Annotated in this window: 17 protein-coding genes; 6 read left to right on the forward strand and 11 right to left on the reverse strand. The window is 48.6% G+C overall.

What is annotated here, in order from left to right:
* Window positions 1-27 precede the first annotated feature (27 nt).
* Complete coding sequence (locus AC6R0R_RS11265; protein ID WP_500626736.1) at window positions 28-2250, reverse strand: right-handed parallel beta-helix repeat-containing protein; 2223 nt, start codon at window positions 2248-2250, stop codon at window positions 28-30.
* 72 nt (window positions 2251-2322) lie between these two features.
* Entirely contained in the window at window positions 2323-3033 is a 711-nt protein-coding gene (locus AC6R0R_RS11270) for an oligogalacturonate-specific porin KdgM family protein (RefSeq protein WP_487902231.1), read from the reverse strand.
* A gap of 266 nt (window positions 3034-3299) precedes the next feature.
* Between AC6R0R_RS11270 and AC6R0R_RS11275 the strand changes: the two genes are divergently transcribed.
* The gene (locus AC6R0R_RS11275; protein ID WP_500626737.1) at window positions 3300-3728 is read left to right on the forward strand and encodes a pectinesterase family protein; all 429 of its coding nucleotides are present in this window, start codon (window positions 3300-3302) and stop codon (window positions 3726-3728) included.
* Window positions 3729-3779: 51 nt separating this feature from the next.
* On the opposite strand, the gene AC6R0R_RS11280 is transcribed toward AC6R0R_RS11275, so the two are convergent.
* From AC6R0R_RS11280 to AC6R0R_RS11300, 5 genes are all read right to left on the reverse strand, one after another.
* Window positions 3780-4298 (reverse strand): NUDIX hydrolase, encoded by a 519-nt coding sequence (locus tag AC6R0R_RS11280; protein ID WP_487902229.1) that lies wholly within the window; start codon window positions 4296-4298, stop codon window positions 3780-3782.
* A gap of 115 nt (window positions 4299-4413) precedes the next feature.
* Window positions 4414-6051 (reverse strand): methyl-accepting chemotaxis protein, encoded by a 1638-nt coding sequence (locus AC6R0R_RS11285; protein WP_500626738.1) that lies wholly within the window; start codon window positions 6049-6051, stop codon window positions 4414-4416.
* Window positions 6052-6503: 452 nt separating this feature from the next.
* Window positions 6504-6902 carry a GFA family protein gene (locus AC6R0R_RS11290; protein ID WP_487902225.1) on the reverse strand — a complete coding sequence of 133 codons (399 nt, stop codon included), beginning with the start codon at window positions 6900-6902 and terminating at the stop codon, window positions 6504-6506.
* A gap of 30 nt (window positions 6903-6932) precedes the next feature.
* Complete coding sequence (locus tag AC6R0R_RS11295) at window positions 6933-7733, reverse strand: mechanosensitive ion channel family protein (protein ID WP_420378201.1); 801 nt, start codon at window positions 7731-7733, stop codon at window positions 6933-6935.
* Window positions 7734-7933: 200 nt separating this feature from the next.
* Window positions 7934-8401 carry a DM13 domain-containing protein gene (locus AC6R0R_RS11300; RefSeq protein WP_500626739.1) on the reverse strand — a complete coding sequence of 156 codons (468 nt, stop codon included), beginning with the start codon at window positions 8399-8401 and terminating at the stop codon, window positions 7934-7936.
* A gap of 459 nt (window positions 8402-8860) precedes the next feature.
* Here AC6R0R_RS11300 and AC6R0R_RS11305 point away from each other — a divergent pair, with 459 nt between their 5' ends.
* Window positions 8861-9538 (forward strand): SDR family oxidoreductase, encoded by a 678-nt coding sequence (locus AC6R0R_RS11305; protein WP_500626740.1) that lies wholly within the window; start codon window positions 8861-8863, stop codon window positions 9536-9538.
* A 32-nt stretch (window positions 9539-9570) separates the two neighbouring features.
* Here the strand turns inward: AC6R0R_RS11305 and AC6R0R_RS11310 are convergent, their stop codons facing one another.
* Window positions 9571-10374, reverse strand: coding sequence for an AraC family transcriptional regulator (locus tag AC6R0R_RS11310; protein ID WP_334552110.1), 804 nt, complete (start codon window positions 10372-10374; stop codon window positions 9571-9573).
* Between the two features lie 99 nt (window positions 10375-10473).
* Here AC6R0R_RS11310 and AC6R0R_RS11315 point away from each other — a divergent pair, with 99 nt between their 5' ends.
* Together AC6R0R_RS11315 and AC6R0R_RS11320 are read left to right on the forward strand one after the other, a co-directional pair.
* A complete protein-coding gene (locus AC6R0R_RS11315; RefSeq protein ID WP_500626741.1) occupies window positions 10474-11379 on the forward strand; it encodes a DMT family transporter in 906 nt (301 codons plus the stop codon).
* 182 nt (window positions 11380-11561) lie between these two features.
* Window positions 11562-12329, forward strand: a complete 768-nt coding sequence (locus tag AC6R0R_RS11320; protein ID WP_334552112.1) for a DeoR/GlpR family transcriptional regulator — start codon at window positions 11562-11564, stop codon at window positions 12327-12329.
* Between the two features lie 118 nt (window positions 12330-12447).
* On the opposite strand, the gene AC6R0R_RS11325 is transcribed toward AC6R0R_RS11320, so the two are convergent.
* The gene (locus AC6R0R_RS11325; protein WP_500626742.1) at window positions 12448-13596 is read right to left on the reverse strand and encodes a YcbX family protein; all 1149 of its coding nucleotides are present in this window, start codon (window positions 13594-13596) and stop codon (window positions 12448-12450) included.
* A gap of 208 nt (window positions 13597-13804) precedes the next feature.
* On the opposite strand from AC6R0R_RS11325, the gene pyrC reads away from it, so the two are divergent.
* Window positions 13805-14833: a dihydroorotase gene (gene pyrC / locus AC6R0R_RS11330; protein ID WP_500626743.1), complete on the forward strand. Its 1029-nt coding sequence runs from the start codon at window positions 13805-13807 to the stop codon at window positions 14831-14833.
* Window positions 14834-14965: 132 nt separating this feature from the next.
* The gene (locus tag AC6R0R_RS11335) at window positions 14966-16117 is read left to right on the forward strand and encodes a GGDEF domain-containing protein (protein WP_500626744.1); all 1152 of its coding nucleotides are present in this window, start codon (window positions 14966-14968) and stop codon (window positions 16115-16117) included.
* A gap of 113 nt (window positions 16118-16230) precedes the next feature.
* Here AC6R0R_RS11335 and AC6R0R_RS11340 read toward each other — a convergent pair whose 3' ends face one another.
* Both AC6R0R_RS11340 and AC6R0R_RS11345 read right to left on the reverse strand, forming a co-directional pair.
* Window positions 16231-16431 carry a restriction endonuclease subunit S gene (locus AC6R0R_RS11340; RefSeq protein WP_334552116.1) on the reverse strand — a complete coding sequence of 67 codons (201 nt, stop codon included), beginning with the start codon at window positions 16429-16431 and terminating at the stop codon, window positions 16231-16233.
* Window positions 16432-16523: 92 nt separating this feature from the next.
* Window positions 16524-18440: a methyl-accepting chemotaxis protein gene (locus AC6R0R_RS11345; RefSeq protein WP_500626745.1), complete on the reverse strand. Its 1917-nt coding sequence runs from the start codon at window positions 18438-18440 to the stop codon at window positions 16524-16526.
* Window positions 18441-18613 lie beyond the last annotated feature (173 nt).

Consider the following 18613-nt stretch of genomic DNA (forward strand, 5'->3'; position numbering starts at 1 on the left):
CTTAGCGATTGCTAAGCCTTTCGGAGGTTAGGGTTGTGATAACAACGCTTTTAAGCGCATCGCTTCCGATTGACCGGGAACCGGTTCTGTAGCGGAAATTTTCGATGCTTTTTTCAGCTCCACCAAACGCTGCGACTCTATCGCCTGACCTTGGTCATTGACGGTAATGCCATCCGCAAGCAGGTAGTTGTTCTGCTTCACATCCGCGTTCACCACATCGCTGTAGTCACTGTCGACAAAGAAGCGGTATGACTGGTTACCCGTAAAGGTACCTTGCTTCACCGTCTCGGTGTATGGACTCTTACGTACGAGGAAATTGAAACGTTTGTTGTCGATAGACACGTTATTTTCTAATTGCAATGCACCCGGGTTGAAGTTATCGGTAAAGCCATCCATGTGGTTGTGGAAGGCTAAGTTGTTGCGCACAATATGCGCCACAGGTAAACCTTCACCGCCGAGCTTAAAGCCATTACCACGTGAACCGCCTTTACCTGCTACTTCAAGCGTTTGTCCATTTTGGTACGCGACAGAATCTAGAATAGTCACGACGCCATTGGCACCATCTTCAACCTTGTTGAACAAATCCCAACCATCATCGATGTTGTGATGGGCAACACAACGGATAAAGGTGTTACCATCACCGATGCGCATTTTGGCAGCAAAACCATCCGCATTGATTTGTGACTCATCCATGTTGTTGTAGCTTTCGCTGTTTTCCACCACGTTATAGCTTGCCCACAGTGCACGGCCAATCTTCGCCTGTGAGGTGATTTGGAAACCTGTATCAGGTGCACTGTGCGTCACAATGCGATCAAAGTGGTTATGGCTGCCGTGTACGATATAGCGCGCACCTGCCACCTCGATATTCTTCACATTCCAGTAGCTGGCGTCATGCAAAATATCGCCGCTAAAGGTCACGCCATCTTTTGCGATCAGATGCTTGGGTTTATCTTGGGTACCACTCACAGACACTGGCAGCGTCAAACCTGGGTAGACACCCGGCTCTAATGTGATGGTACCACCCGGTGCCACTAGCTCTACTGCGGCTGCAAGATCAAGCTGGCTGTTAGGGCTAACGGTGAGGTTCATTGGATCGCTCAACGTGACTTTTTCAACCGATTGAACGTAGCTTTTCGCGCTCAGATCCGGCCCTTCGACAGGGGTGTAAGTCACAGTAAATTGCGCTTGGTTTTGCTTGAGCGTGGCGTCGTAGTTGAAAAACTCACCGGCACTGACCGCCACGTTATCGACCAAGGTCTGACCGTTTTGGCTCACGCTGAACGTACCCGAGTAGTTGGCACGCGACTGCAAGGTATAGTTATCAATCGCACTGCGATCAGGCGACGCTTGTTGCAGCACTACGTCTTCCAATGTGGCTTTGTACAGCGGCGCATCCACTGTGTTGGCTGGGGTTAGCGTGAGATCCACATCGCTGACGGTAATTTTTGCGTTTCGAGAGGCAAAGAAACCGATGTATTGGTAATTCGGATCTTGCACTTGAACAATATTGGCATTCGCACCTTTGATCTCTTCGCTCTGCTGCACTGTGCCATCATCATAGGTGACAAGGTAGCCGCTGTCGGTACGTGTTAGCGACATTTTGTAGGGCTTATCTGAGCCAAATGGCACGCCTTTAATGAACTCATCACGGCTCATGCGGTTGCCGCCCGTACCCCAAGGTTGGTAGATACCTTCACGGTAATTGGCGTTGATGTTCACCAAGCCATTGGTCGCTTTTTTGTTTGCACGCAGCGCATGCATCACCATGTTCGATGCCGAAGGAAACTCTTCCAAACCTTCAGGTTGAGGATTCAATCTTGGTTCACCAATAATATCGCGTACCATGATCCCCGCCCCTTCTTGGCGGTTGGGTTTTGAACCGGTTTCAGGGCCAAGCTGATCCAAGGTGATGGTCGCAGACAGGGTGAAATTCACATCGGTTGGGATTTTGGTGTAGTAAAACGTCACACCTTCATGAGAGTTCGCGAGCTTGCCGCCACGGCTTTCAATGGTAAAGGTGTCCGCCAAAGCACCTGCGGTGGCCAGTTGGCCATTAACGAGCACTTCATTGGTGCCGACTTTTTCCGGCAGTATGGTTGAACCAAAGTTTAAATCGGTGGATTGACCAAACGTAATGGCCTGCCAAGTGAGCGTATCAGGAGAGAGAGATTGTGATTGTTGCGTATCGGTCGCACATCCAGTGATAGACATCGCCGCCGCGATACACAGAGCAATGGGCGTTTTTTGCATAATGGGTATCCTCATTGAAACCCTATTGGCACCGGAGTACCAACAGGGTTTTAGGTATCGTCAAGATGGTGATTAGAAGCTGTATTTCATGCCGATACGGTAACGAGGTTTCCAAGCATCTTTCTCAGAGCTGTTCTCTTTCTTATCTGGTGTCACACCAAATTCAGCAAACGGATACCATCCGCCACCCATTTTGTACTCTGCTTTGAAGTTGAATTCAGTAAATCCGTCGCTGTCACCTTTCCACACATCTTCACCCTCTTGTTTCCAGGTGTAGTCTGACGATGCACTCAGCGACCAGTTGTCGATGCCTTTGTAACCTAGGCCCACTGTCCAACGGTTGTAGTGTGAGTTATCGTCGCCACCATTTTTGATCTCATAGTGGTAACGATGACGGAAAGATGTCGACCAATCGTCGTTAATTTTGTAACCCAACGTTAGGTTAAACTGGTGGGCATGTTTATTACTGCCCGTTTCCCATTTGTACTGAGGGGTTAGAGTAAATTGGTCATCAAGCTTCCAGCGGTAGCTGATGTTGGCTTGGTTACCCGCATCAACAAACTGGTCGAAGTCAAAGAAGCCGTCACCACTTTGCCACTTAGTTTCCACTTCCCAACCGACACCATTCGCATGGCGATGGGAAACCGCGATACGGTCTTTATGGACTTGGTCTTTGCCCTCAAATTTAGGCGTCCACTCGTGACGCATATTGATAGAGACCGCATGCGCCGCTGTACTGGTTAGTGCGAGTAGGATAGCAGAAGTTATAATTTTATTTTTCATTTCGAAATACCGTTTTGTTCTCGTTAAGTTCAATTTAACTTACGCCTTAAAGACCCTTATTTGAAAGTGGCATTTGACCAAAACGTGATCAGTGAAACGATGTTTTAATAAATTACGTGATTAAATGTGATTTAAATAATATTTACTAACTTCCTATAAATTAATATAAAAATATTTAGTAAAGACAAATCAAAAAACCTGAATTAGATCACAATGAAACACTGTTTCTATTTATTTTCAATAACATAAACAAAAGGATTTACAGCGTGAATAGATTGGTAATTCTTGGAATCGGAGCGACGTCAGCTCTGCATATTGTCACAGCAAACAGTATGATGGATGAGAACGGGAAGAAGTTTGGCACCTTTGGCAGTCGTACGGTCAGTGTCGATTCCGCTGACTTTCAAGCTCGAAGCCTCACGATAGAAAATGACTTTGATTTCCCACAAAACCAAAAGAAAGCAAAAGACGATCCGAGCCGCCAGAATGGGACTCAAGCGGTGGCGTTGCTTATTTCCCATCAAGGGGATCGCGCTCAATTTCGAGATGTTTCCGTTAACAGTTATCAAGACACATTATATTCTCGTGCAGGGCGCGCCTATTTTGACGAATCACAGATCAGTGGCACCGTCGATTTCATCTTTGGTCATGGCACCGTATTAATTGAGCGCAGCGATATCATTGCTCGATACTAAGATAGTGCCATCATGTCAAACGAGCATGGGCTTTACGAAACCCATGTTCGCTCACAGCATCTCTTTTGCGATCAGTTGCAGCAAGAAGGTTTCGCGCTCGATGCTCATGCCCTTTTTGTCACTTTGCGCCATGGTTTTCTCGTTGTGAGCGATGGCATCGTGGATATTCATCCACACAGGTTTCATCCCGTTTTTTATTTCATAATCTTCGTAGGCCGTCTCACCGAGCTCTCTGTCCACCTTGCAGGTGTAGCAGTAGGAGATCATGTGCATCACATCGGCGTCATCTTTGTACCAAGGACGAAACTCTTCATATAGGCCGAATGGCTTGATGGCGTGAATATTTTGCGCGCCGGTTTCTTCTTGCAGTTCGCGCACCATGCCTGCGATGACATCTTCATCGGGATCGAGGCCGCCACCAGGGATGGTGTAATCGTGGTAACGCGCGGTATAGAGTAAGAGGATATCCTCTCCACTAATGACAATGGCGCGTGCAGCATTACGCTTAAACACAGTTTTGTCGTCTAGGTGATCAATATCGGGGTGAAGAGTGGTTCTAAGGTGTCTCATAATGAATCGCGCAGCTCTGATGGATGTTGCTCTAAATAATGGGTCGTGATTCTATCATCAGAGCTGGCGATTTACCTCAGTTGTCGAAAGACGTGCCTTGTGTGTTGAGAGACGTTTATGCCAGCTTGAAGCGCTGAATCATGGCCAGTAGATCATTGGAGACACGGTTCAACTCTTGACCTGATGACGCCATTTGTTTTGACTCTACCGACACTTCTGACGCCATATCACGCAGGCTGACAACATTGCGGTTTATGTCTCCGACCGTGACCGTTTGTTGCTCCGCAGCCGTTGCGATGTGCTGGTTCATCTCCTCAATCGTGTGTACCTCTTTGTTGATGAGATTCAGCGCATCTCCCGCTTGGCTCGATAACGCAGACGCACTGCCCGCTTTTTCAGCGCCTTGGTTCATCACCTCCACCACATTTTTCGCACCGGCTTGCAGTTTTTCAACAATGCTCTGGATCTCTAATGTCGACTCCTGCGTTCGCACCGATAGCGTTCTTACTTCATCGGCGACCACGGCAAAGCCTCGACCTTGTTCACCGGCGCGCGCCGCTTCAATGGCGGCATTGAGCGCCAATAAGTTGGTCTGCTCAGCGACGCCTCGAATGACTTCCAGAACCGTGTCAACGTTATTCGCATCGCTCGCTAGTTGCTGCACCACCTCTGTTGCTGCTTCGATTTGCTGTGCAAGTTCATTGGCGACCGTGACATTTTGACTAATGATCGCGTGGCTATTCGAGGCTTCTTTCGCCGCTAATCCACTGGCATCATTGGCCTCAACGGTGCGACTGGCCACTTCTTCCACCGTCGCGAGCATTTGAGTCATCGCCGTCGCCAACATATCGACGTCGTTTTGCTGCTGGTTCAAACTGTCATCAATATGATGCACCGAGTGTGTCAGTTGCGAAGCGGATGCTGAGACTTGAGCCCCGGCATCGCTGATGCTCTGCATGATGGTCTGTAGTGAGGCAATAAACTGGTTAAAATAACGCGCAAGTAATATCAGTTCTGCACTGCCCTCTTCCGGCAAGCGCTGAGTCAGATCGCCTTCACCTTTTGACAACTCACGCATCGCTCTCACCGTGCGTTTAATTGGGCTAGTGATGGTTTTTATGAAGTAACCGACAATCAAGGATAAGACCACCAAAATCCCCAGCGCGTAGCTCAATGAGGCGATTTCCGACATTCTGGTTGCATTTTCAAGCGCCACCATGTTCATCCCAGACCCTATCATCCAACCCCAGGGTTCAAACTGCATCACATAACTGGTTTTCGGATCGATGGTGTTTTTATCTGGATTCTTCCAAGTGTAGTTGACGAAGCCGCCACCACTTTGCGCCATCTTGTACAAGTCTTTAACAAAGAAATGTCCAGAACTGTCTTTGAACTCCATGATGTTTTTGCCTAGCAAAGAATCGACGCCCGTTGCTAATTGGACACCGTGTTTGTCTCCCACAAAGATGTAGTTCCCCTCGTCAAAACGCATTGCAGAGATCGATTGAAGGGCGTTCTTTTGCCCCTCTTCCAACGTCAGCTCGCCACTTTGGACTAATTCGTAGTAGCGATTGGCGACACCCATCGCGCTTTGCACTAAGGTTTCAACCCCATGCTCGTAGTTGTAACGCATGTGCTCTCGGGATTTGTCGATGTTAAGTAGAGTGTTAACAATAAGCCCCAGCGCGAATAGCGCTAGGATTGACCATGCTCTGACCGCAATGGACACGTCCTTGATTTTTAGTGGTTTCATACCTGTTTTCCTAGCCATTATGAATCGATTTTATCGTTATTGCTTTGAACTGCTTCCAACGTCACACACTGGGTATGATGTTGAATTCGTCGCTGTTGTTATTATTTTGTAAATTTAGCACTCTTTTTAGGACTCGATATCACAAAACATTGAATACAGAGCGCAACATGTCCTATTAATAATTCAATAGATAAAACCCTCTGATTTAGAGCATTCGCACCATGAATGATTAGCATTTTATGCTGGCTAGTTTCTATAGTGGCATCAAAATTGGAGCATCCTACTTTTGAGACGGCGTGATGACGATCGCTTTCTCTGTTGCATAACAGCCTCTCGAAATTGGATTTACCGCGACAGGGAATAATTTTGAACTGGCTATTACGTTGAAAATGAAGATGCGTTACTGATTACAGGTTGAGCAAACCCAATCCCGAGGATCTGCTCGGCATGTTCTAAGACCTATCGGCGGGGTGGTGCACTCCGTCCATCGTCGTTATGTCGCCAAGATCAAACGGGTTCACCTCTTCAAGGCATCCGACATTGTAGCCATACTCTGTCGGGTCCGAACGGCGCTGATGATGAGTGTAGATGCCACATATTTTGCAAAAATAGTGTTTTGCTGTGTGGGTATTAAATTGATAGAGAGTCAGGCTCTCTTCTCCTTGCAGTAAGGTGATCCCATCCAATGGCACAGAGGCCACTATCGCTCCTTTACGACGACATAAGGAGCAATCACAACGGCGCGGTTTCTCAATCCCATTAGGCAAAGAGAGCGCCAGTTTCACCGCACCACAGTGACAACTTAGCGTGTGTGTTTCTTTAATTGTTGTCGGACCTACTTGCTTGATCATGCTCTCCTCCTTGAGAACGTCTTGATAACGTTAAGGCGCTACTTTAGGAAAACGCTGCTCATACAAAGCCATAAAATCCATACGAATCCCCTGCTCTAGATGAGACGCTTTGTCTGTAGGGCAAAATAGGGTGAACTGAACAATTTGCTCACCCGTCGCCGCACTGGTGACCGCGATATGAGGCTCTGAACCGGGCAAATCGACCCCCGCTCGCTTTTCAATAATGGCATTGTACCGTTTGGCGACTTCACTAAAGTAATGAATGCGTTCATTAATTTTATCTTCGACATCTTTAAGCATCGGATACAGATTGACAAAATCCGGCACGATGATTGAGAAATGATGGAACACGTACCGCTTCATGAAGTTCAAGTTTTTGACCGGATAGGTAAAAAATAAGCTGTTTGGTAAGGTGATAGTCTTACCTGTGTAGTTGTACTCACCGTGGTAGATATCAATCTCCTGAATCACGGTGGCCATCAAATTGTGTTCGATGACTTCACCGGTACTTTTGCCCACTTCGATCCAATCGCCCATGCGGAACGAACGCGAGCTCGCACGCTGAATGGAGCCCGTGAAACAGAGGATAATCTCTTTTGAGGCAACCACAATGGCCACCGCAATCGCCGTCACTGAGAGGGCGAATTCACTGATTTCCGGTTTCCACAATGTGAACAGCAACACCACAGTGACCGCAAAAGCGGCGTTTTTTGTGCGATACATCCAACTGCGTTGCTCTTCACTGACAAAAGCCACATCACCACGAATCTTAGCCAGTACCACGCGACGGACCAAAGCAATCAGCAAAATAATCAGCGCTGTAAAAACCATTTTGTGAGTCAACAGGAAGTCAATCACTAGGTGAATTTTGTCCACACCAAACCTCGTTATGTTGCACAGTGCCCATCGCCGAGCACTGCAAATATTATTTGTCCTTAGTGTACTGAATACCTAACCATACAAACAATGGATGAAGGGAATAAATAAGTGACTTTGACCAAGGGTCTCGTGTTTTGAACGTCAAACACGCTTTATTTGTAACGGGCAGAAGTAATAAATTCTTTGAAGGATTCGCACCAGACAATCACCGTGTTGTACTCTTCCACATGGACGCCAGCAGGAATAGTGAGATAAAAACGCTCGAAGGTGTTCACATCCCCAATCAGCACCATTTCTGCCTGAAGGTCCAAAAACGACGCTTCGCTTTCCACATATTGAGGCGAAAGATAGAGTTTATAATCTGGGCCCGGTGCAAGCTGACCTATAAACCCGATAGCATCTGGCGTAATCGACACAGAGCCCTCTCCCCAATGAAGAAAATCACTGTCTTGGCGTGCTCTATCAAATGTGGCGCTGTAGAGCGCGGTATGAGATAAAGCTTTAATCTGACTGATATCTGGAGACGGAGGCTGGGTAATAATCGGCAATGCGTAGATACCCAGTCCAATCCCCGCAGCAAACACCAAGAGATGGCTGAGTAGCCCCAACAATACTCTCATCTAACACCTCATCTCCTTGTCATCATCCAAATAAGCGTAATGGTATTCGCCAAATTTTTCAGTTATTTAGCAAGGCGTTTAATGAGATTGTGATAAAGATTGCATCCCGCCCTTTCAGTGATTGAGTAGAGATAGGAACTCGATAGCGTGGTGATCCCACACAATTTTGAAGTGAGATCACAGTTTAGGAAGAATAATCGATATCATTATCAACAATTATTTGGCAAACCGAGATCGCTCTTCTAGATTTACAAAACAAATCTGGCGCGAAGCGTGTACAGACTAACAACGACATTGGCTAATCACATCCCCCCTCACTGCGCTCAAATTAATGCGCAGCGAGGGGGGATTTTTGTTTATGTACCCGAGTTAGTCAATTCCTGTGTATGTTGACCAATTCTTTTCACTGCGCCTCTGTTAGACTTCATCCAAACAGAGCAACACCAACATAAGGAAAGGATGATGAAGATACTGGTTACTGGCGCGAGTGGTGGAATTGGTTACGCGCTGACGCAGCAGCTCTGCGCCCAGCACCACCAAGTGTTTGCCACCGGAAGAAATGCAGCAGCACTGGCCACCTTACAACAAGAGACCGGATGCCATGTCGCAGCGTTTGATCTTGCCGACGCCAACCAGTGCATAGCGCTATTCAAGCAAGCGACCGACACCTTAGGTGGGCTAGACGTGCTGATCAATAACGCCGGTATGAACAGCCGAAAGTGTGGCCTTGATGAGTTCACCCTAGAAGAGTTTGACCAGCAATACGCGATCAACCTACGTGCTCCCGCTCTTCTTTGCCGAGAAGCGCTACCACTGATGAAAGCGCAGCAATCCGGCTACATCATTAACGTCGCCAGTACCGTGGCCAAACGCTCCAGTGAAACCATGGGGGTATATACGGCGATGAAGCAAGGATTGGCAGGTCTGACGGGCGTATTGATGAAAGAAGCGCAACCACACGGCATTAAAGTCACCAACTTATTCCCAGGTGGTACAGACACTGGATTTCGCGCTGCCAGTCGCCCTAACTATATGCAGCCCGCTAGCGTGGCACAAACCGTCCTCACTTTATTGAACCTACCGGACGATGTCGTCATTCATGAAATGGTCTTTAGACCGCCAGTGGAATTGGAGTAATCCGACCTACTTGGCTCACGCTTGCGGCTATCTTAGCCTTTGTCCGGATGAAGTAGTTTGTTCTTGTATTGCTCTGGCGTTTGGCCAGAGTACTTCTTAAACATGCCAATAAAGGGGCTGGCTTGGTTATATCCGAGCGTCAACGCCACTTCTTTCACCGAGTGACCATTACGCAGCAGTTCCATCGAATGCAAATAACGAACGCGCAATCGCCACTCGGTAAAACTCATCCCCAGCTCGGCTTGGCAGTGACGGGCTAACGTGCGTTCTGTGGTATGGACGCGCTCAGCCCATTGCGACAAGCTCGTGTTATCGATGGGGTTCTCTTCCACCGCCGCTAGAATCGGTGCTAAATATTTATGATCGCTCGAGGGCAAGAAGTGATGCTGAGTATCTCGGGTGGCTAATTGGTCAAGCAGCACCTGAACCAAGCGTTTATCCGCATCAGAATCAGCAACGTTGATGTCTCGCTGACGAAAATCATCAATGATCGCGGAAACAATCGGCGTCACTTTAATCAGGCTGGTTCTATCTGGGAAATTTGTCGTCAGCGATTGCGCCACATTGAGAGAACAGTAGGAAATAGGTTTGCGATTGTAACTGGTGTGACGAACGCCCGCAGGCACCCAAATAGCCAAATGGGGCGGAGCCAAAAAGCGCGTATCTTCGGCTTCCATCTCCAATATCCCACCACTGATCAGTTGAACTTGCCCCCAAGGGTGGCTATGCATGCGCGTTTCTGTATTCGAAAGAAACGCCTCGAAATTCATAAATACGTCTGATGGTGCTTTATCAATGGATAAAGAAGGGTGAAGGTGTTTTGCCGATTTTCTCAAGATTGTCTTCCTATGACGCGCAATGTCTTAATGGAGATATTTGTAATTATATAGACCTGTCACACTCGGTTCCACTGATTACTTTGCGATGGGGCTCACATGAACTACTTACTTCCACTGTTTACCGTATTCATTTGGGGCGGGAATACCATCGTAACCAAACTGGCCGCCAGCCACATTGAACCCGGTGCGATGAGTTTCTATCGCTGGTTTGTTGCCGTAGTACTTCTATCGCCTTTTTGTCTTCCGATCGTGGTGAAACAGTGGCACCACGTCAAACCACACCTGACGAAACTGGCGTTTCTTGCCATGCTGGGCATGGTGCTCAACCAGTCGCTCGGTTACTACGCAGGCTTAACAACGACCGCCTCGAACATGGCGCTCATCACCTCTTTGGTGCCGCTGCTTAGTGTGTTTCTGAGTGTCCCCTTGCTGGGTAAATCGATCTCTGCGGTAAGTATTCTCGGTGGCGTACTTTCATTAATCGGCTTGAGCTATATGTTGGGCCAAGGCGATATGACCTATTTCCTCCATCAAGATATGACGCCAGGAGACGGCTTGATGCTGTTAGCCGCACTTTGCTACGCCGCCTACTGCGTGTTGCTTAAACGTTGGAAAATGCCGCTCTCAAACTGGGTCGTCATCTATTTACAAGGCGTGTTTGCACTCATGATGCTACTTCCACTGCTCATCACCAGCGCGTCGCCAATACCCAGTAGCGATGCTCTGCCGCTTATCGCTTACGCTGGCATCGCCGCGTCAGTGCTCGCGCCTTGGATGTGGGTCAAATCGATAGATGCGATCGGCGCAGACTCAAGCGCAATGTTTATGAACTTGTTGCCGATCTTAGCGGTGACATTGGCCTCTGTGTTACTGGGTGAAACTATGCATTTCTATCACCTTGTCGGAGGATTGATGGTGATCACTGGGGTCATTTTGTCGCAGCTCAAACTGGGGCGAGCCAAACCGCTATTGGCATCACCTGTGGCCAAAGAGACGGCCTAGTCGCCCACTCCGGATGCGCGAGTCCGAGTTTTTCCGCTGAAAACTTAAACTCGTCACGCGCGTTTTTGTGAACATTTTCTGAAAACGCGCATACTTTCACTTCGAACGACCAAGTTCATTGGCTTTTCTCTGCGACTGTCCGTACACTTCTGTGTTGTACGCCATTTAATAAGGAAGTGAATTTGAAAGCGTTAAAACGTCATCAAGAGATCATCGAGCTCGTTCAAACCCAAGGTTTCGTCAGTACCGAAGAGTTAGTTGAGCGTTTTGATGTCAGCCCACAAACAATTCGTCGTGACTTAAACGAGCTGGCCGAGGCGAACAAGATCCGCCGTAACCACGGCGGCGCGACCATTGTCTCAAGCTCAGAAAATTCTTCCTATCAAATCCGTCAAGTGTCTCACCAATCGGAAAAAAGCAAAGTAGCACAAGAACTTGTGACTCACATCCCTGACGGTGCCACCCTATTTATCGACATCGGTACAACGCCTGAAGCCGTCGCACGAGCACTGATGAGCAAGCATCAAAACTTACGTATCGTCACCAACAACATCAATGTCGCCACCCTATTAATGAGCAAACCGGACTTTAAAGTCATCTTGGCAGGCGGCGAAGTACGCGGTAAGGACGGCGGTGTGACGGGTGAAGCGACACTGGATTTCATCTCCCAGTTCCGCCTCGATTTCGGCATTTTGGGCATCAGCGGAATTGACTTCGATGGCTCATTGCTGGATTTCGATTATCATGAAGTGCGCGTCAAACGCGCAATTATGGAAAATAGCCGTTGTGTCTTTCTTGGCGTCGACTCAAGTAAATTTGGCCGCAATGCGATGGTAAAACTGGGTACCTTGGCCGACATTGATTTAGTCATCACCAACGAAGCGCCGCCGGAAGAGATTGCGTTGTTTGCACAGGAAAACGACACGCCGGTTATTGTTGTCAGCGGATAGTGAGAACCCCTCTCACATTAAGGCCCCAATCGCACGGATTATATGCTGCATATTTTCCGCGCAATTGGGGCTTGTTTCATTTCAGAGGTAAGGGTATCTCTTTATTTAACCGATCTATTTAGCTGATGACTTCGATGTCCGATTTCGGCACACAGCAGCAAGCTAACGCTAACCCCGGTTCGTGAGCAAAGCCATGAAGTGCCGGCACATCTTCTTGGTCCACTTCGCCAGATTCCACCGTAACGCGGCACGCACCACACAGCCCAGCACGACAACTGTTTGCCATCGGGATACCCGCGTCCTCCGCTTGCTCAAGTAAGGTGCGTTGGTTATCACCACTGAAGATGTTGCCGTTGACACTGATGGTCAGCGATTTTACTGAGTCCTGCACTGGCGCTTCCACAGCAGAGAGGCTCGGCTGACCTTTGTCAGCGTAGAACTCTGGCTCTTTGTACTCCAACACTTCTATCTCATCACCTTGTCGAATCAAGCCTTCGTTCTTTGCGACCAAGTTTTGACCAAAGAACACGCCACCGCGCTCATTGGCGCGAAATTGCGATAAGGTTTGTAAAGGCTCTTTACTTCGACGAAACGCGCCTTTTTCGACTTCCACTGTAGTCAACACACAGCGTTCACAAGGCTTCACCGCTTCAAATTCAACGTCACCGATTCGAATGCGCTTCCAACGATCTTCCTCAAAAGGCGCAGTGTTATCGGCCACTAAGTTGGTGCGAAACTGCTCCATATCGTGGCGTTCAGGGCTACGGCGGTTGAGTTCATCAAGCGACGCCTGACTGATAATAAGCAACGGATAACCATCAGCGAAGCTGACATTGTGGCCCAGCTTTTCACGCACACGATTGGACTGTTCGCCGGTATAAAGCAGCTCAACCCGTTGACCAATGACTGCGCTAAACCAGTCATCGGCCTCATCCGTGGTGGTGTAGGCAGTAAATCGGTCATTCCACACTTGAGCAGACGCCGCTTGCATTTTAAACGCGTCGTAACGTAAGCGAAGTGGCGCATGCCCCTCGGCGGTTATCGCCAGCCCATCTGCCGTTAAACTGGAACGAACCGTGACCATCTGCGGGACTTTGCGCGCGGTGACCATTTGACCATCGGCAGTCGCAAGCATAAAACGACGGTCAAACGTGAGGCCTTGTCTTTCCACCCACGAGGTCGAGAGTGCAATACCGCCCACCGATTTGACGGGGTAGACATTGATTTGGGAGAGTTGCGGTTGTTGTGAAGAATCTGGCGCTGACATTGCTAATCCTAAGCGTAATGATTGTCTCAGCAGTATACGCTGCGGCGCGCGGATACTTAAGGCGAAATCGGTCAAAATCCGAGAAAGTAGATGAAATTCCAGTGACTTTGCTCTATCATCCTGTCGCCTAAACGTAAGCGTTTGCCTTCACACTTTTCGCCGCGTTTAGGCTCCAATCCGATAATTCAATCTATGGTGGGAGCAATCAATGACAACACTTACGATCACACGTCCTGACGACTGGCATGTTCACTTACGCGACGGTAACGTACTCAAAGACACCGTGCGTGACATCAGTCGCTACAACGGCCGCGCGCTGATCATGCCAAACACTATCCCACCTGTGACCAACACCGAGATGGCGCTGGCTTACCGAGAGCGCATCCTGGCAGAAAAGCCAAGCGAGCAGTTCGAACCATTGATGGCGCTGTATCTGACTGACAACACTACCGCCGAGGATATCCGCCAAGCGAAAGCATCAGGCAAAGTGGTGGCAGCGAAACTCTACCCAGCGGGTGCGACCACTAACTCCGACTCTGGGGTGACCAATGCGAAAAACATCTACCCCGTGCTTGAAGCGATGCAAGAGGTGGGCATGCTGCTGTTAGTCCACGGAGAAGTGACTCATCACGACGTGGATATTTTTGATCGTGAGAAAGCGTTCCTCGACACTGTACTTGCGCCAATCGTCAATGACTTTCCTAATCTAAAGATTGTTCTTGAGCACATCACCACTGCCGATGCCGCTGAGTTTGTGAGTAACGCCAATGACAATGTCGCAGCAACGATTACCGCTCACCACCTTCTCTACAACCGCAACCATATGCTTGCCGGTGGCATTCGCCCACATTTCTACTGCCTGCCGATCCTGAAACGCAACACCCACCAAAAAGCGTTGATTGAAGCGGCCACCAGTGGCAGCAAGAAGTTCTTCTTGGGCACCGATTCGGCGCCACACGCCAAGGGCAAAAAAGAAGCAGCTTGCGGCTGTGCGGGTTCTTACACTGCACACGCAGCGTTAGAGCTCTACGCTGAAGTGTTTGAGAACGAAGGAAAACTGGACAAACTGGAAGCCTTCGCCAGCCACAACGGCCCCGATTTTTACGGCATCCCTCGCAACAGCGACACCGTCACTTTGGTGAAAGAGAGCTGGTCGGTCGAACCAACCATGCCGTTTGGTGACGACATCGTGGTTCCTATTCGTGGCGGCGAAACCATCGCTTGGCGTGTGAAATAAGCCACACCTAGCGCGCGATCGAGCCATCGGTCACTTTTATTGACTAAGGCCACCGAATTCGGTGGTCTTTTTCTATTAAACACAATTATATCAACTACACTTACACACAAATAAATCAAAGGGATCATAAACTTGCCGCGTTTAGATATTCCGACCTTGTCGGTGATTTGTGTTTTTTTGTCATTTACGTACGCGTGTGGGCTTTTGCTGATTCAGCGCCTACAGCCAAACATTCGGGGAATCAACACCATAGCGCTGGCGCTGCTTTTGCTCGGCGTTGGTTTTCTGCTGCTGAGTTTTGGTAATCACACCTCTTATTGGATCTCAAAAATCACCGCCAATTCAGCGATTGTGCTCAGCTTTGTTTTGCTGCTCCACGGCGTGTGCTTGTTGCGCAGCTTTCCTCATCGTTTGGCGAACATCGGCTACTATGGCTTGCCGTTGATCATTTTGGGGCTGACCTACTTTACCTATTTCTCCCCCTCGACTAATGTACGGATTTTTTTGGTCGCAAGCTTTATTGCATTAATGTCTTTCCTCACCTTATACGCCAACCTCAAAGGGACGCACAAAGACATCCCTGGCTCAAAACGTTTACTTTCTATTGCCATGATTATTCAAGGTGGATACAGCCTGTTTCGCGTCGCTATTTTGCCGTTCCAACAACAAATTCAGGATTTCATGCAGTCTGGCTTAGTGCACCAACTGGCGTTCATCTCTCTCATTTCTATGGTGATTTTTATTGGTTTTTCGATCACTTGGCTCCTAACCGGTCGCTTGGTCGCCACCATCTACGACACATCCCTGAAAGACGACCTCACCCAACTCTATAATCGACGTGCACTGTCTGAATTAGCACCCAAAGAGTCCGCCCGAGCACGCCGTTTTCAAACCGATCTCTCTTTCGTATTGCTGGATATTGATCGGTTCAAAGAGATCAACGATTTCTATGGCCACCAAACAGGCGATCGCGTGTTAAACAGTATCGGTCGTATTCTGCACGTGGAAACGCGCGCCAACGATTTTTGCTTTCGTTACGGCGGTGAAGAGTTCTTGCTCATTTTGCCCGAAACGTCACTTGAAGACGCTGAGTTTGTCGCAGAGAAGCTGCGTCAGGTCATTGAGCGCACTCACTTGCTTCCTAAACACGATGAGTTCTGCACAGCAAGCTTTGGCGTCAGCAGCCTCACCATGCATGATACTTGGAGTGAAGCGGTATCACGCGCTGACCAAGCGCTGTATGAGGCGAAAAAGGCGGGGAGAAACCAAGTCGTCGCCAGATAGTCGTTGGCGCCGCGCCCACGTCGATCAACACAACGGCCATAGGGGATAAAAAGCAAAAAGGTTGGCAATGCCAACCTTCTCTTCTGCTTTCTTGACCAAGTAAACCAGCGCAATCAGTGAATCGGCGCGTCCGTCTTGGCGTAGAATTTTCCAAAGTACTCTTCCAATACCTCTGGAGTCAATTTACCTTCGGCTTCAAGCTCTTTCAGCTTTTGTGCGATGGCTTTTTGCTCTTCGATTGATGGCAATGCCACCTCTGGCTCATCCCCCATCTCTTGAGACATCAGCTCCAGTTCTTTTTCAACATCACTCATGATTGACATACCCTTACCAAAATAAAACTGGGGCAAGTTTACCTACTTAACCCCAGAGTTTCTAGTTTGACACGCGAAAGCGTTGAACGTCGTTATAGCTTAAAGCTGCCGACCATTTTGTCCAACCGAACGGACAACTCTTTCAATTCAGTACTCGCTGCTGCCAACTCTTCCGCCGTGCTAGTGGTCACTTCATTGATGGCGTTGATCTCTTCAATATTCTGGTTGATGGTGTGCACCACGGTAGATTGCTCTTCCGTCGCTGTCGCCACTTGGGTGTTGCGATCCGAGATGTCATGGATACGCTCTGAGATACTCAGTAGCACTTTTACCGCTTCGTCCGACGCAGACACCCCTTCACCCGTGACGGATTTACCCGCCTCCATCGCCGTTACCGCGTCTTTGGCATCGCTTTGTAACTGGTTGATCATCTTTTGGATCTCTTCGGTCGAATCGGCGGTTCGACTGGCGAGGTTACGGACTTCATCCGCCACAACCGCAAAACCTCGACCTTGCTCGCCCGCCCGCGCCGCTTCAATCGCCGCATTGAGCGCCAACAAATTGGTTTGCTCGGAAATGTCGCGAATCACGTCCAAAATGGAGCCAATTTCTTGCGTTGTCGACGCCAACTGCTCCACCACTTGACCGGTATTTTCGATATCAAGTGCGAGACGACTGATGGCATCTTTCGCTTTGCTAACCACTTGTTGCCCTACTTCACTGTTGTCGGACGCTTGGGTGGCAGTTTCCGCAGCCGTGGCAGCGTTGGTGGCGATCTCACTGATGGTGGCACCCATCTGGTTGATCGCGGTCACGACTTGTATGGTTTGATCACGCTGCACTTGGCTATTGTCGTGCGTGGTGTTGGCTTTGTGTGAGACCCCATCCGCCGCTGATTGAAGCGCACTACTGGTCGAGGCTACTTCTTTCATTGATTGATGAATCTTCTCAATAAAGCCGTTAAACCCTTCTGACAATTGACCGATTTCATCGCGGCCTTTGATCTCGATACGTTGAGAAAGATCGCCATCACCTTTGCCCAGATCGCTAAAACGCAGCGCAATCGCACGAATAGGCTTAGCAATGCTGTTGGCCAAAAACAGCCCCATCAAAATAAATAGCGCCGCGACAACAATGGTCGTGACCAGCATTTGATGCGCCACTTTGTTCAAATCCGCGAACACTTCATCTACGGGTACCACGCCCACTACAAACCAATCCATGAGCGGAATATAAGTGGACGAAACAAAGACGTTTTGGCCGTTGTAAGTCGCTTGGACAAGGTTAAAGTCTGACTTATCTAATAACTCAGACGCGTTGCTGCCATAGAGTTGCGCCAATGTCGCTTTTGATTGGCTTTGGTCGCGGTGGATTTGTACTTCACCTTTGGCGTTGGTTAAAAAGACAAAGCCGGTTTGCTCAATCTTGAATCCATTCAGTAGCTTCACCATGTCATCCATTGATTTTGACACCCCTGACATGGAGAACCCGTCGACTTGCTGGAAGTTAGCGAACATCTTCACTTCACCGCTGGCCTCTTGGAACATGCTGACCATAGTCGCATTGCCTGACTGCGTGAAGCCAAAGAACCAACCATCCTGCTGCTTGTTAAGCTCACGTAGGAAGCCATTTTGGTTCCAGTAGTAGGCGGTCTCTCGGTTGGCCACTGACGCATCGTTGAGTTTGTACTGCGTGCGGACGTTATTTAGCGACTTCACCAAAAGACGCTCGCTATCGGCATCGATATTACGAGTGTTGATCGCTTGCTGGGTGAACTCATTGTTGGCGATCTGTTGTGCTGCCATCAACAACTGACTCACTTCGTTGTCGATTTCTCCTTTGATTTTTTCCAGCATGGTTGGCAACTCAATATCGATCAAGCGATGCTCTAATACAGCTCTTGCTTGACGTTGAGCCATCACGCCGACAATGATGGTAGACGCCAGTACCGCAAAGGTAATCCCTGCGACCACTTTCTGTTTAATACTAATGGAGTTCAAATTTATCATGCTGATCCTAGCCCTGTTGAACAAACAAGCACATCCCGTGACAGACTGCTTTCACAGAGCCTAAGCCATCGAGTGTGCTATTCACTTTACTTATATCGTAAGGTTTAAGCATTACTTTACCTCTTTCATTTAGACTAGCTCACACTTTGGTTGTATTTCCACAATGCCTTAGC

The sequence above is a fragment of the Vibrio sp. R12-SW3-ISO1 genome (genome assembly GCF_059834005.1).

What these genes read in the sequence shown, in the direction of transcription:
- AC6R0R_RS11265 (WP_500626736.1), bottom strand. Translation starts at nt 2,250, where the DNA reads ATGCAAAAAACGCCCATTGCTCTGTGTATCGCGGCGGCGATGTCTATC.
- AC6R0R_RS11270 (WP_487902231.1), bottom strand. Translation starts at nt 3,033, where the DNA reads ATGAAAAATAAAATTATAACTTCTGCTATCCTACTCGCACTAACCAGT.
- AC6R0R_RS11280 (WP_487902229.1), bottom strand. Translation starts at nt 4,298, where the DNA reads ATGAGACACCTTAGAACCACTCTTCACCCCGATATTGATCACCTAGAC.
- AC6R0R_RS11285 (WP_500626738.1), bottom strand. Translation starts at nt 6,051, where the DNA reads ATGAAACCACTAAAAATCAAGGACGTGTCCATTGCGGTCAGAGCATGG.
- AC6R0R_RS11290 (WP_487902225.1), bottom strand. Translation starts at nt 6,902, where the DNA reads ATGATCAAGCAAGTAGGTCCGACAACAATTAAAGAAACACACACGCTA.
- AC6R0R_RS11295 (WP_420378201.1), bottom strand. Translation starts at nt 7,733, where the DNA reads ATGGTTTTTACAGCGCTGATTATTTTGCTGATTGCTTTGGTCCGTCGC.
- AC6R0R_RS11300 (WP_500626739.1), bottom strand. Translation starts at nt 8,401, where the DNA reads ATGAGAGTATTGTTGGGGCTACTCAGCCATCTCTTGGTGTTTGCTGCG.
- AC6R0R_RS11305 (WP_500626740.1), top strand. Translation starts at nt 8,861, where the DNA reads ATGATGAAGATACTGGTTACTGGCGCGAGTGGTGGAATTGGTTACGCG.
- AC6R0R_RS11315 (WP_500626741.1), top strand. Translation starts at nt 10,474, where the DNA reads ATGAACTACTTACTTCCACTGTTTACCGTATTCATTTGGGGCGGGAAT.
- AC6R0R_RS11325 (WP_500626742.1), bottom strand. Translation starts at nt 13,596, where the DNA reads ATGTCAGCGCCAGATTCTTCACAACAACCGCAACTCTCCCAAATCAAT.
- pyrC (WP_500626743.1), top strand. Translation starts at nt 13,805, where the DNA reads ATGACAACACTTACGATCACACGTCCTGACGACTGGCATGTTCACTTA.
- AC6R0R_RS11340 (WP_334552116.1), bottom strand. Translation starts at nt 16,431, where the DNA reads ATGAGTGATGTTGAAAAAGAACTGGAGCTGATGTCTCAAGAGATGGGG.
- AC6R0R_RS11345 (WP_500626745.1), bottom strand. Translation starts at nt 18,440, where the DNA reads ATGATAAATTTGAACTCCATTAGTATTAAACAGAAAGTGGTCGCAGGG.